The following is a 13,049-nucleotide window of genomic DNA, read 5'->3' on the forward strand; positions in this document are numbered from 1 at the left end:
GGGTGACAACGTAAACGTGTTGGTGTGTTCTACTCGCAAAGAGGGAGGCCTGACCATGACCGATTATCCGCACCTGCTGCGCCCGCTGGACCTTGGATTCACCACGCTGAAAAACCGTGTTCTGATGGGGTCCATGCACACAAACCTCGAAGAACGCGGGGACTGGAATCGGGTGGCCGAATTCTACGCCACGCGCGCCCGTGGCGGTGTCGGGCTTATGGTGACCGGGGGCATGGCCCCGAATGCAGAGGGCGGTGTGTTTCCGGGCGCGGCGGGATTGTTCACACCAAAAGACATCGAAAACCACCGTTTGATCACGGATCGGGTGCATGCGGCGGGTGGCAAGATCGCGATGCAAATCCTGCATGCGGGACGCTACGCTTACGGACCAAACTGTGTCGCTCCCAGCCCCATCAAATCGCCCATTTCCCCCTTCCCGCCAAAGGAACTTGACGAGGCGGGGATTGAAAAACAGATCGCCGATATCGCAACTTCCGCCGCCCGCGCACGGGAAGCGGGGTATGATGGCGTCGAGATCATGGGCTCCGAAGGGTACTTTCTGAACCAGTTTCTTGTTTCGCACACCAACAAACGCACGGACCAATGGGGTGGTTCTTATGAAAACCGCATGCGGCTTCCGGTCGAGGTGGTGAAACGCGTGCGCGAGGCGGTCGGCGAAGATTTCATCGTCATTTATCGATTGTCGATGATCGATCTGATCCCGAATGGCTCAACCTTTGATGAGGTCGTGCAATTGGCACAAGCGGTCGAGGCGGCCGGTGCCAATATCATCAACACCGGCATCGGGTGGCATGAGGCCCGCGTTCCGACCATCGCGACAAGCGTGCCCCGCCGCGCCTTTGCTTGGGTGACCAAAAAACTGATGGGTCAGGTTTCGGTACCGCTGATCACCTCGAACCGGATCAACACGCCCCAAGTGGCCGAGGACGTATTGGCGGAAGGCTGCGCCGATATGGTGTCAATGGCGCGTCCGTTCCTTGCCGATCCAGATTTTGTGAACAAGGCCGAAAGCGGACGGGCGGATCTGATCGCGCCCTGTATTGCCTGCAATCAGGCATGTCTTGATCATACGTTCCAAGGGAAAGTCTCGTCCTGTCTGGTGAACCCCAAGGCTGGCTACGAAACGGAACTGACTATCACACCGGCTGCGGTCACCAAATCCGTGGCAATCGTGGGGGCAGGCCCGGCGGGCATGTCGGCGGCCATGACCGCGGCTGAGCGGGGGCATGCGGTCACCTTGTTCGATGCGGCGTCTGAAATTGGCGGCCAGTTGAACATGGCGAAACAGGTCCCCGGCAAGGAAGAGTTCCATGGACTGGTGAGCTGGTTCGGAGCGGCCTTGGCCGAAAGCGGCGTGACCCTGCGGCTGAACACACGGGTCGGCGCCGAAGATCTGGCCGATTTTGACGAGGTCATCGTGGCCACAGGTGTGGTGCCCCGCGATCCCCAGATCGAAGGACAGGACCACCCGAAGGTGCGCAGCTATATCGATGTGCTCCGCGACAAGGTGCCGGTGGGTGATCGCGTTGCGGTCATCGGGGCTGGCGGTATCGGCTTCGATGTGTCCGAATACCTTGTAACCGACGAAAGCCCGACCGAAAGCCTGCCCGAATGGATGCGCGAATGGGGCGTGACCGACCCGGCAGAAGCACGGTCCGGTCTTGCCCCCGAAGGGCCGCAGCCGGAGGCCGCAACGCGCGCCATCACTTTGCTGCAGCGCAAAGCTGAAAAGCCCGGCAAACGGTTGGGCAAAACCACAGGCTGGATTCACCGTGCGGCGTTGCAGATGAAGGGCGTCGATATGAAAGCCGGCGTGAACTACGAACGGATTGATGATGCCGGCCTGCATGTGTCCTACGGCGAGGCGCGCGAACGCCCCGAGGTGATCGCCTGTGATACCGTTGTGCTCTGTGCCGGTCAGCTGAGCGAGCGCTCTTTGGCGGATGCCTTGGCGGCGAAGGGGCAATCCTGCCACGTGATCGGCGGCGCGGATGTGGCGGCGGAACTGGACGCAAAGCGCGCTATTGACCAAGGGGTTCGGCTGGCCGCGACGCTCTAATCCACGTCACAGGCGAAGTTCAGCGAAAGGGGGCCTTGTGCCTCCTTTCTGCGTTTTCGGGCTTGGAACCAATCGGCAAGCGCTCCCGTTGTCACCCTGAAAGCAGAGCACAGTCCACTGCACACAGTAACAACGATGAGGAGAAACCCATGACCAAGATCACCGACGCAAAAGTGCTGATCATTGCCACCAACGGGTTCGAGCAGTCCGAGCTGGAATTCCCGCGCGACCAACTGCGCGCCAAAGGGGCCGAGGTTCACGTGGCCACGCTGGACGGCAAGGCAATCAAGGGCTGGGAAGGCTCCGACTGGGGCCGAGACGCGGATGCCGATCTGAAAATCGCGGACGCCGACGCCACCCAGTATGATGCCATCGTTCTGCCGGGCGGCCAGATCAACCCTGACCTCCTGCGTGTCGAGGCACCGGCCATCGAACTGATCCGCAGCTTTGCCCGTCAGGGTAAGGTGGTCGCCGCAATCTGTCATGCGCCTTGGCTGCTGATTGAGGCAGATATCATTGCCGGCCGTGAGGCAACCAGCTTCCCGTCGATCCGCACGGACCTGAAGAATGCAGGTGCGCGCGTCATGGATGAGCCGGTGGTAGCCGACAGCGGCATCGTCACCTCGCGCAAGCCCGAAGATCTGAAGGACTTTGTTTCCAAGATCGTCGAGGAGATCGAGGAAGGCCGCCACAATCAGAAAGCTGCGTAACCGCGTAGGTTTCTGTTGATAAGTCTCAGAAAACCCCCGCTGCGGTTGCCCGTGGCGGGGGTTTTTGCTGCGCAGCGCGTGTTTCGAAATGGGCCACGGTGCCCGCAAACTTCCTGATATTGTCCATTCCCTGCCCAAGTTCAGCCGTGATTGAGGGGCATTGCTTGTTTCCAACGCAAGAACGACGACGAGGAGACCGGAATGGATCGGCTGACCGAGATGGAGGCTTTCGCCACCGTGGTAGACCAAGGTGGTTTTACCGATGCCGCCAAAAAAATGGGGATCTCGAAATCCGCCGTTTCCAAACATGTCTCCTCGCTGGAGGCGCGCCTTGGCGCACGTTTGTTGAACCGGACAACGCGCCGCGTGTCCCCGACAGAAATCGGTCTGGCCTATTACGACCGCGCCCGCCGGGTTCTCAATGATGCAGGCGAGGCGGATGCCTTGGTGACGTCTATGCAATCCGCCCCGTCGGGACTGCTGCGGATCTCGGTTGCGACAGATTTTGGCGTGAACCATCTCTCGCCGGTTCTGGGCGAATTCCTCGCCGAATTCCCGGACATCACGGTCAATATGGTGCTGAACAACCGCTATGTGGAACTGATCTCTGAAGGCTTTGACATGGCCATTCGGATTGGCGAGCTCGAAGATTCCACGCTCCGCGCGCGCAAGCTGACGGAGACTCAAAAGCGCATGATCGCCGCGCCGGCCTACTTTGAGAAATACGGCCGCCCGCAGCGCATTGACGATCTGAACGAACACAAGCTGCTGCACTATTCGAACCAGTCTTCGGGCAATGTCTGGAAACTGACGGCCCCCTCGGGCGAAAAACGACAGGTGCGCACCGCAGGCTGGTTGACGGTGAATGACGGCCAGTCGCTGCTCAACGCCTGTATCGCAGGTCTCGGCATCGCTTATCTGCCGTCGTATCTGTATCACGACGCGCTAGAGGCCGGTCTGGTCGAAGACGCGATGCCCGAACTGCCGGTCGAGACCCAAGGCGTTTATGCCGTCTACCCGCCGGGCCGCTTTACCCAGCCGAAGGTCCGCGCATTCATCGATTTCCTTGTGCACGCCTTTGCGGAAAAAGGCCCCATCACTTGGTGAGTCCCGGTTTTGCGCGACGGCTTTCGTCAGCGTTGCGCAATTTCCCCGCCTGATGCTAGGCACACTGCCCCTGCCGACAGAAGTCGCAGGGGCAATTTTTTGTATTTGGATCACTGCGGGGGCAGCAGCACCGCTTCGACCCGTCGGTTCGCACGGCGGCCGTCGTCGGTCAGATTGGACGCCAGTGGCGCAAGATACCCCGCGCCGCGTGCATCGATCTGGTCGCGAATATTGTGTCGCTCTTGCATATAGCGTTGCGCAGCCTGCGCCCGTTTCAGGGACACGGCGCGATTGGCGTCCAGCGATCCGGTGGCATCTGTGTGGCCGACAAAAACCAGTCGATCTGCGGGGTTGGCGCGCAGGTAGGACGCCAGCGCATCCAGTGAGCCGATGGCCTCGCCATCCAGTTCGGACGAGCCCGATTGAAACACCAGATCCTCCAGCACCACGTGGCCTTGTGCCTTAAGCGCGTCAACGGTGTTTAATGCTGTGGGCGGCAGGGCAGGGGCCGCGTCTGCGACGACATCGCTGCGCAGGTCCTGCCCGGCACGGATGATCTGCACATAGCCGTCTTTTGGCCCTTTGCTGGCCAGCAGGCTGACGGCGCCCTCTCCTGTCTTGCGGGCGGATATGAAATGGTAATTGTCCAGCGACACAAACATCTGCGGCGCAGGCAGCACCAATGTCGAGAACCGGAAATCGAAGCCGCCGCAGGTGCGCGCGTTGCAATCCAGCAAAAGCTCGAACCCCGCATCGGTCAGCGCATCGCGCAGCGGCTGCACCAGTTGGAACGGCGTCTCTGCCGCGTCGGGGATGCGCCAGCTTTCGACCTCGATCCGGCCTTCGACGCGGGTCGTGGGCAGGGCCCCGTCCGCATAGGGGGCGACAGGCAAAGCGTAGGCACCGGGGTCTTGTTGCGTGTGAAAGCTGCGTTTCGCTGTTGTGGGCAGGGACAGGTCCTGCGCTATGGCCATCATCGGCACCAGCGTCAGGATCAACAGTCCCAGTGCGCCCTCAACGCGCCTGAGCGTGGTATTCGTCATTCGGTCGCATATCCGTGGCAGAGGCCACCCGATTGGTCATGTTGAAGAACCCCGCCACATTGGCGATGTCCCAGATGTCACGGTCTGAAAATCCGGCATCGCGCAGGGCCTCGCGGTCGTATTCGCCGATCTTGTGGCTATCGATCGTGACCTTTTCGGCAAAGCTCAACATCGCGCGGTGACGGTGGTTCAGATCGGCCACACGCCAGTTCATCACCAGCATTTCGCCCAGGCGGGGATCGCCCGACAGTTCACGCACGGCGGCCCCATGGGCGGTCAGGCAGTAAAAGCAGCGATTGATTGCCGAGACGACCACCGCGATCATTTCGCGTTCCAGTTTGCTAAGGCCCGATCCGGCCAGCATCAGATCGTTGTACAGCGCGGTAAAAGCGTTGAGCTTGTCGATGTCAAAGGCATGCGCGCGCAGCACATTCGGCACCATCCCCAGCTTGTCCTGACACAGATCGAAATAGGCCTGCGTGTCAGCGGGCAGCGGGTCGACAGGGGGCAGGTTCAGGGCGGTGGGCCGGTCGGTCATGGATCCTCTTTCGCTGTCAGCATACGGTAATGGTAGCCGCCCACCGCTTCCATCCGCAATGATTGATACAAGGCCGAAGCAGCGGTGTTTTGCTTGGTCGAGGCGCAGGCGATCCACGATGCGCCCTTTGATCGCGCCCAGAAGGCTGCGGCCCGCATCATCCAACCGCCAAGACCCTTGCCCCGATGATCGGGCAGAATGTGCAAGGCATGCACCATAGCGGTGCCCTCGTGCAGGGCGCAGAACCCTGACCCGGCGGGGCTGTCGGACACGCGTCCGAAAATCCCGGTTTTGGGTCCGGTGACGCGGTCCATCACGGCCAGCCGGGGCTCTGTGATGTCACCCTCGGCCCAGATGTCGTGCATGATCGCCAGCGGCTCCCAGATGGTAAAGGCGCACACACGCGGCAAAGGGCGCTCGCACAACGCAGACACCGGTGCGAGCCAGAGCTGCGTGGCATCCACCGCATCATACCCCTGACTGTCCAGCGTCACGTCCAGCGTTTGATCCGATCTGGTCAGGCTTTCTCGGATCATGAACAGCGGGTCCTGTCCCATCAGCCGCATGGCGGTTTCCGCCGCGCTGACATCGTCCAGACGCCACGGGGCACGGGCTGTGGCCGCCGACACCCGCTTGCCGCCGCCGCGCCCCTCCCGCAGGGTCCACGGGCCGGTGTCGATTTGCGCCGCCGCAGGCCAAGTGGCCTCCAGCACAGAGAAAAGACGGGGCAGGTCAGGCTTTGACTGGATCATGCGATAGGGATCTAGTCGGCAAACAGCGCGTTCAGCCGGGTCATGGCATCATCGAGCTGCGCCGCATCGCTGCCGCGTACCACAAGGTTGGTGCCAAACGCGCCGTCTTTCTGGAACGGGTAGCTGCCGATCTGCAACTCCGGAAAGGCGTCTGCCAGCTCTGCCAGTGGCTGGGCCACGTCGCCTTCGCCGCGCATCACGCGCAGGGTTTGCGACAGCACCGGCGCGCCCCCCGTGAGGGTTGGCATCAGGCTGGCCACCATGGCTTGAAACACGCTGGGAACACCGGCCATGACATGCACATTGTTCAGCGTAAATCCCGGCGCGGTGGAGACCGGATTATCGATCAGCGTCGCACCATCGGGGATGCGGGCCATGCGCAGCCGTGCCTCGTTCAGCTCTTGCCCGGACCGGTCGTAATGCGCCTGCAACAGGGCACGCGCGTCATCGCGCACCGTGATCGGCACGCCAAAGGCGGCTGCCACACAAGGCGCGGTGATGTCATCATGGGTCGGGCCAATCCCGCCAGAGGTTACAACATGGTCAAACGCCGCGCTTAGCGCCTGAACGGCGGCGACGATCGCATCGCGGTCATCGGACACGACGCGCACCTCTTTCAGGTCGATGCCATGGCGGGTGAACTCATTGGCGAGATGGTGCATGTTGCTGTCGCGGGTCCGACCCGAGAGGATCTCGTCCCCGATCACCAGCATGGCGGCGGTGGGATTGGGCATGGTCGTCTCCTGTATTGCACCCCGTGTGCGTTAACGTATAGGGCTGGCCACATGCGCTTTCAAACACAACTGGTGCCGGCGACGCTGATCCGGCGGTATAAACGGTTTCTGGCAGATTGCCTGCTGGACGACGGGCGTGAAATCACCGCTCATATCGCCAATCCCGGCTCGATGCTTGGTCTGGCGGGCGAGGGGCAGCGCATCTGGCTGGAACCCAACGACGACCCCAAGAAAAAGCTGAAATGGGCATGGCGTCTGGTTGAACAGGACGGGGCCTTTGTCGGGGTCGACACGGGCGCCGCGAACCGCATCGTCAAACCGGCATTGCAGGCGCGCACCATCGCCGGGCTGGACCGGCACAACCTTGTCCGCCCCGAGGTCAAATACGGCGAAAACAGCCGCATCGATTTTCTGTTGTCCGGCAACGGCCCCGATACCTATGTCGAGGTGAAATCCGTGACCTTGCTGCGCCAGCCGGGTCTCGCGGAATTCCCCGACAGCAAGACCGCACGTGGCACCAAACATCTCGGCGAGCTGTCGCAGATGGTGGCGGATGGCCATAGGGCGGTCATGCTGTATCTGGTCCAACGGACGGACGCCCGGCGTATGCGCTTGGCGGAAGATATCGATCCAGCCTATGCCGCCGCGTTCCAAGACGCGCTGCGCGCCGGTGTCGAGGTCATGGCGCTGGGCTGCGATATCTCGCCCGAGGGGATCACCCTTGCTGGCCCATTGGATGTCGAGGCTTGACCAAAGCAGGCCGGGCAGGCTTTGGTAACACGCAAGGAGGGGCGCGCATGACCGTGTTGGGACGCATCGCAGGGCATCCGCATGGCAAGGTGCATGAATGGTGGCCACCGCCGGGGCGGGTGGTTGGCCTGAACATGACCTTGTGACCCTCTTTTAACGGACTTTTCCATGACTGTGACCCTGACAAGCGGGGCCGACGCCCTGAACCTGACGTGGCCGGATGGCACGACGGGCCATTTCCCCTATCTCTGGCTGCGCGACACTGATCCCGGCGGGTTCCATCCGCAAACCGGCGAGCGCATGTTCGATCTCACCAGCGTTGACCTCGATATTGCGCCCGTGCAGGCCAAAGTCGACGGCGCGGCCTTGGTGCTGCGCTGGCCCGAAGCTGAAACAGACAGCCGGTTCGATCTGGACTGGATCAAGGCACACCGCCCCGGACAACGACGCGCGGACCCCGCGCATGTCCCCGCAACGCCTTGGCGCGCCGATTTGGGCGCCTCCGGCGTGCCGCGCTTTGCCGTCACCGACCTTGACGATGCGGCGCGCTTTGCGGACTGGCTGGCGGCGACCAAACGCTACGGGCTGTCTATTGTCACAGGTCTCCCCGATGACCCGGAGGCCGGATTGGACTGCGCGCGCCGCATTGGCCATCTGCGCGAAACAAACTTCGGCGTCACGTTCGAGGTCATCTCGAAACCCGATCCCAACAACCTCGCCTATACGGCAGATGCCTTGCCTTTGCATACCGACCTGACCAATCAGGACCTCCCGCCGGGCTATCAATTCCTGCACTGCATCGCCAACGAGGCACAGGGCGGCGGCTCGACCTTCTGCGATGGCATCGCCGTGGCAGAGGACCTGCGCGATGCCGACCCGCAGGCATTTGATCTGCTGACCCGTGTCACCGTGCCTTTCCGGTTCCACGATCAACACACCGACATCCGGTCGCGCAAAACGGTCATCGTGCTGAACGAGACGGGCAATGTGTCCGAGATCTGCTTCAACGCACATCTCGCCGATATCATGGACCTAGCCGCGGATCAGTTGCCCGCATTCTACCGCGCCTACCGCAGCTTCATGCAGCGTTTGCGCAGCCCCGACTACGGCATTGCGCTCAAGCTCGCCGCCGGTGAAATGGTGGTCTTCGACAATCGCCGCACGCTGCATGGCCGCCAGTCCTTTGACCCGGCCACAGGCCGGCGCCACCTGCGCGGCGCCTATGTGGATCGCGGCGAATGGGACAGCCGGATGCGGGTGCTGGCACAGGCCAACCAACACCCTTAAGCCTTCGTTTTTCCTTGGGTCAAATACCTATAACCCGCCCACGAAAAAGCGCCCCCGTTTGCGGCGGGGGCGCTTCATCATTCTCAATCGGCCAAAGCGGCCTGATCAGACCTTCAGGTTGGGGATGATCTGCTTTTTGCGCGACATGACGCCGGGCAGGACCACGCTGTCGCCGCTGACGGACGCGCCAAAGGATTTCTCTGCCACGGATTTCACGCGGTCGTTGGGGACCAGCAACGTGGCCTCTTCCTTCAGGATGTCCACGACAAACAGCAACACTTCGTCAACGCCGTCCTCGGCGGCCACGGTCTTGAAGGTCTCCATCAGGCTGTCCTTGCGGCCCAGCGGGATCTCGGGCGCGGTGGTTTCCAGAACCGACACGCGGAATTTCACGCCGTCCACGGCGTATTCCTTGGAATCCATACGGATCAGTTCCGCGTCAGAGAAGGCAGAGACATCGGATTTCGCCGCGAACATCTGTGCCGCGTAATCGCCCAGATCAATGCCCAGATCCTTTGCCAGACCTTCGGCCACGGCGCGGTCATGGTCGGTGGTGGTGGGCGAGCGGAATTCCAGCGTGTCCGACAGAATACAGGTCAGCGCCGCGCCTTTGATCTCTTTGGGGGCGTTTTCCATCTCGGCGCCGATCAGGTCGACCATGATGGTCGCGGTGCAGGCCAAGGGGCGCACGGTGATGTCGATGGGGCCTTTGGTCTCCAGTCCGCCGACCAGCTTGTGGTGGTCGATGATGGCCTGAATGTCGGCGTCATTGATCGACGCGGGCAGCTCGGCGGGGTTGTTGGTGTCCACGATGACAACGGGCTGGCCGGCGGTCACGTCGTCGATGATCTCGGGCTTCTCGAGACCCCAGTGCGACAGCATGAACGCCGCTTCGGTGTTGGGTTCGCCCAGCAGCACCGGCTTGGCTTCGACACCTTTCACGGTGTTGAGATACCACGACCAAAAGATCGCGGAGCCGGTGGAATCTGTGTCGGGGGATTTGTGGCCGAAAACGAGCGTCGTCATAGCGGTGTCCTTGCGGTGGATTTCGTTGCCCGCGCTATAGACTTGCGCGGGCCGATTGTCACCCCGTCAAGGGTTAGCGCGGCAAGGGATGGCGGGCCTTGTTGTAGTCCGACCAGTCGGTGATGTCGGGATAATGCTGCGCGCGCCATGCGCGGACCTTTGGGTTCATAACCCGCCGCCACGCGGGCGGCACCATGGCCAGCATCGCCATCACCGGATAGCCATAGGGCAGCTGTGGCGCGTCCTCGGCCGAGTAGGTCTGCAACAGGGGAAACCGCCGGTCGGGTTTGTAGTGGTGATCGCTGTGGCGCTGCAGATTGATCATCAGCCAGTTGGTCGCCGTATGCGATGCGTTCCACGAATGGCGTGGCAGAACATGTTCGTATTTGCCCGCGCCCAAATGGCGGCGCGTCAGCCCGTAATGTTCCACGTAGTTGACCACCTCAAGCTGCCAGATCGCCACGCCCGCCTGTACGACGAACAGCCCCACGCCGGTCCAGCCCCCCAGCACAAAGGCCAGCAGCAGCAGTGTCAGTTGCAGCCCCCAGTAGCGCCAGAACGGGTTGGAGCGGTCGGTCCAAGGCAGGTTCTTGCGCGCGAGCATCGCCCGTTCCGCCCCAAAGGCCGAGGTCAGGCTTTGCCACAGAACGCGCGGGTAGAAGCGGTGGAACCCTTCGTTGTAGCGCGCGGTCACAGGGTCGCGCGGCGTTCCGATATAGCGGTGATGGACCAGCAGATGTTCGCTGCGGAAATGCGAATACAGCACCATCGCCATCAGAATATCCCCCAGCCAGCGTTCCATCCGGTTGCGCTGGTGCATCAGCTCGTGGGCGTAGACGATGCCCACCGTGCCGCTCATGACGCCCAGCCCGAACATCACGCCGAAAGTTTCCCAGCCGCCCAGATGGTCGGCGCGGGTGACGTACCAGATCAGGCTGAACAGGGTGATGAACTGCACCGGCACCCAGATGCGGGTCAGCAACTTGTACCAGAACAGCTGCGCCTCGGTGGTTTCGAGATCGGCATTCTTGCCGTTCAGGCCGGTGAGGATATCGATGGCCGAGAACAGATACCACGTCACCAGCGGAGTGATGGTCACCCACCAGCCGCCCATCAACGCGCCTGTCCAGACCAGCGGGATCAGGATAAAGCTTAGGAAAAATGGCAGCGCGGCGGTCAGGCGCGCCACTTTGGCTGCGGGGATGATGGTTGTGTCTGCCACGGCTCTGCTCCGGTTTTGGATATTATAGCGCAGGCAGAGCGTTGTCCCAAGCGCGGCTTAACGTCCTTGCGCAAGGTCAAACGCCTTACGCATAACCGTGGGCAGATCGGCGGGGCTGAAATCGGCCAGCTCGACAAATTGCCCGCGTGTGGGCTGGCGGTCCAGCGGCACCAGTGCTGTTTTGACCGTCAGGATCAGGTGGAAATGGGTGAATGTATGCCGCGCCTCGCCGCCGACGGTTTTCCATTCCGCGCGGATGGGCGGGTTTTCGGCGGGCGGCTCGCCTGTCACATCCAGCCAGTCGGTTCCGGGCCAGCCAAGCATGCCCCCCAGCAAACCGCTGTCCGGTCGGGTTTCCAGCAGCCAAGCACCATCGATTCGGCGCGCCAGATAGGCGGTGCCGCGACGCACGGGCTTTTTCTTTTTCGGGGATTTCTTGGGCAACTCGGCGGCGGTGCCTTCGGCCCATGCATGACAATTGCTGCGCCAGGGGCACAGCCCGCAGGCGGGGCGTTTGGGGGTGCAGATGGTCGCGCCCAGATCCATGACGGCTTGGGCATAGTCGCCCGGCCGCTCCGCCGGTGTCAGCGCTGCGGCATAGGCGGTCAGGATGGGTTTTGCCTCGGGCAGGGGGGTGTGTTCGTCGTGCATCCGGGCCATGACCCGTTCCACGTTGCCGTCCACCACGACCTGAGGATCGTCAAAGGCAATCGCGCTGATGGCGGCTGCGGTGTAGGGGCCAACGCCGGGCAGGGTCAGCAATGTGGCGTGATCGGCGGGAAATTGCCCGCCGTGATCGGCCACAACCGCACGCGCACATTTCAGCAGGTTCCGGGCGCGCGCGTAGTACCCCAATCCGGCCCAGGCGGCCATGACATCCGCATCCTCGGCGGCGGCCAGATCATGCACCGTCGGCCAGCGGGTGGTAAAGGCATGAAAGTAGTCTTTCACTGCGGCAACAGTGGTTTGTTGCAGCATGATTTCCGACATCCAGATCCGGTAGGGGTCCGGTGTCACGCCCCGGAGGCGCGCGCGCGGTGACACGCGCCACGGCAGATCGCGCGCGTTGTGGTCGTACCATTGCAGAAGGGCTGCGGATAATTCGGATGCAACGGCGGGGTCACGCAAGGGTGAGTATCCTGTGGCAGATGGGGGCTGGCGCCCGACGGGAACCGCCCCTTACAATAGCCCCCGACCGGCCAAGTCAACGGGGCGTATCGAAAGGCAACGCATGACCAAGCGCAAAACCAGCACATACGGCTTTGCCCGCGCCGAAAAGCTGTTGTCGGGACAGATCCGCAAGGCCTCCGAATCGCGGGGCTTTGCCGAAAGTCGCGTGCTCACCCATTGGGAGGAAATCGTGGGCGAGGATCTGGCCCGCATGACCCGCCCCATCGAGATCAAATACGGACGCGTCCGTCTGGAGGGCAAGGTGCACAACGATTACGGCGCCAAGCTGGTCGTTCTGACCAAAGGGTCGTTTGCCCCGATCCTCGAGATGCGCAAGGCCGAGATCGTCGAACGGATCAACGCGGTCTACGGGTTCGAGGCGATCCGCCACGTGATCGTGACCCAGACCGCGCCGGTGGGCTTTGCCGAAGGGCAGGCCAGTTTCGACCACTCCAAACCCAAAGCACACCCCCGCGCGCCCAAGCCCGAAGCCGTGGCCGAGGCGCGTGATCTGTCTTCAGGCATCGGGGATGAAGGTTTGCGTGCCGCGCTTGAACGGCTGGGCGCAAATGTCATATCGAAATCAGAGCGGCGCGAGCCCCGCTCTGCGAAGTAGGAAAAGGCTAGACA

Annotated in this window: 13 protein-coding genes; 6 read left to right on the plus strand and 7 right to left on the minus strand. The window is 62.2% G+C overall.

Annotated elements, in window-relative coordinates:
* Positions 1-55 precede the first annotated feature (55 nt).
* The 3 genes from ACN5AZ_RS06245 to ACN5AZ_RS06255 all read left to right on the plus strand — a co-directional run bounded on the left by ACN5AZ_RS06245 (position 56) and on the right by ACN5AZ_RS06255 (position 3,897).
* Entirely contained in the window at positions 56-2,080 is a 2,025-nt protein-coding gene (locus ACN5AZ_RS06245; protein WP_419428003.1) for an FAD-dependent oxidoreductase, read from the plus strand.
* 149 nt (positions 2,081-2,229) lie between these two features.
* Complete coding sequence (locus ACN5AZ_RS06250; protein WP_419428004.1) at positions 2,230-2,790, plus strand: type 1 glutamine amidotransferase domain-containing protein; 561 nt, start codon at positions 2,230-2,232, stop codon at positions 2,788-2,790.
* 201 nt (positions 2,791-2,991) lie between these two features.
* Entirely contained in the window at positions 2,992-3,897 is a 906-nt protein-coding gene (locus tag ACN5AZ_RS06255) for a LysR family transcriptional regulator (RefSeq protein WP_419428005.1), read from the plus strand.
* A 110-nt stretch (positions 3,898-4,007) separates the two neighbouring features.
* On the opposite strand, the gene ACN5AZ_RS06260 is transcribed toward ACN5AZ_RS06255, so the two are convergent.
* Genes ACN5AZ_RS06260 through ACN5AZ_RS06275 form a run of 4 tightly spaced genes read right to left on the minus strand, consistent with a single transcriptional unit; the run spans position 4,008 to position 6,964 of the window.
* Positions 4,008-4,940: an OmpA family protein gene (locus ACN5AZ_RS06260; protein WP_419428006.1), complete on the minus strand. Its 933-nt coding sequence runs from the start codon at positions 4,938-4,940 to the stop codon at positions 4,008-4,010.
* The gene (locus ACN5AZ_RS06265) at positions 4,912-5,478 is read right to left on the minus strand and encodes a peroxidase-related enzyme (protein ID WP_419428007.1); all 567 of its coding nucleotides are present in this window, start codon (positions 5,476-5,478) and stop codon (positions 4,912-4,914) included. Before ACN5AZ_RS06265 ends, ACN5AZ_RS06260 begins: the two co-directional genes overlap by 29 nt.
* Entirely contained in the window at positions 5,475-6,230 is a 756-nt protein-coding gene (locus ACN5AZ_RS06270) for a GNAT family N-acetyltransferase (RefSeq protein WP_419428008.1), read from the minus strand. Before ACN5AZ_RS06270 ends, ACN5AZ_RS06265 begins: the two co-directional genes overlap by 4 nt.
* 11 nt (positions 6,231-6,241) lie before the next feature.
* The gene (locus tag ACN5AZ_RS06275) at positions 6,242-6,964 is read right to left on the minus strand and encodes a competence/damage-inducible protein A (protein ID WP_419428009.1); all 723 of its coding nucleotides are present in this window, start codon (positions 6,962-6,964) and stop codon (positions 6,242-6,244) included.
* Positions 6,965-7,015: 51 nt separating this feature from the next.
* On the opposite strand from ACN5AZ_RS06275, the gene sfsA reads away from it, so the two are divergent.
* Together sfsA and ACN5AZ_RS06285 are read left to right on the plus strand one after the other, a co-directional pair.
* Positions 7,016-7,714, plus strand: coding sequence for a DNA/RNA nuclease SfsA (sfsA, locus tag ACN5AZ_RS06280; protein ID WP_419428010.1), 699 nt, complete (start codon positions 7,016-7,018; stop codon positions 7,712-7,714).
* A gap of 168 nt (positions 7,715-7,882) precedes the next feature.
* Complete coding sequence (locus ACN5AZ_RS06285; RefSeq protein ID WP_419428011.1) at positions 7,883-9,001, plus strand: TauD/TfdA family dioxygenase; 1,119 nt, start codon at positions 7,883-7,885, stop codon at positions 8,999-9,001.
* Positions 9,002-9,106: 105 nt separating this feature from the next.
* Here the strand turns inward: ACN5AZ_RS06285 and ACN5AZ_RS06290 are convergent, their stop codons facing one another.
* From ACN5AZ_RS06290 to mutY, 3 genes are all read right to left on the minus strand, one after another.
* The gene (locus tag ACN5AZ_RS06290; RefSeq protein ID WP_419428012.1) at positions 9,107-10,027 is read right to left on the minus strand and encodes a manganese-dependent inorganic pyrophosphatase; all 921 of its coding nucleotides are present in this window, start codon (positions 10,025-10,027) and stop codon (positions 9,107-9,109) included.
* A 73-nt stretch (positions 10,028-10,100) separates the two neighbouring features.
* Positions 10,101-11,249: an alkane 1-monooxygenase gene (locus tag ACN5AZ_RS06295; protein ID WP_419428013.1), complete on the minus strand. Its 1,149-nt coding sequence runs from the start codon at positions 11,247-11,249 to the stop codon at positions 10,101-10,103.
* A 57-nt stretch (positions 11,250-11,306) separates the two neighbouring features.
* Positions 11,307-12,377, minus strand: coding sequence for an A/G-specific adenine glycosylase (gene mutY / locus ACN5AZ_RS06300; RefSeq protein ID WP_419428014.1), 1,071 nt, complete (start codon positions 12,375-12,377; stop codon positions 11,307-11,309).
* A 103-nt stretch (positions 12,378-12,480) separates the two neighbouring features.
* On the opposite strand from mutY, the gene ACN5AZ_RS06305 reads away from it, so the two are divergent.
* Positions 12,481-13,035: a DUF721 domain-containing protein gene (locus ACN5AZ_RS06305; RefSeq protein WP_419428015.1), complete on the plus strand. Its 555-nt coding sequence runs from the start codon at positions 12,481-12,483 to the stop codon at positions 13,033-13,035.
* The last annotated feature ends 14 nt before the right edge of the window (positions 13,036-13,049 follow it).

Source organism: Sagittula sp. SSi028 (genome assembly GCF_048553715.1).
Classification (GTDB): Bacteria; Pseudomonadota; Alphaproteobacteria; order Rhodobacterales; family Rhodobacteraceae; genus Sagittula.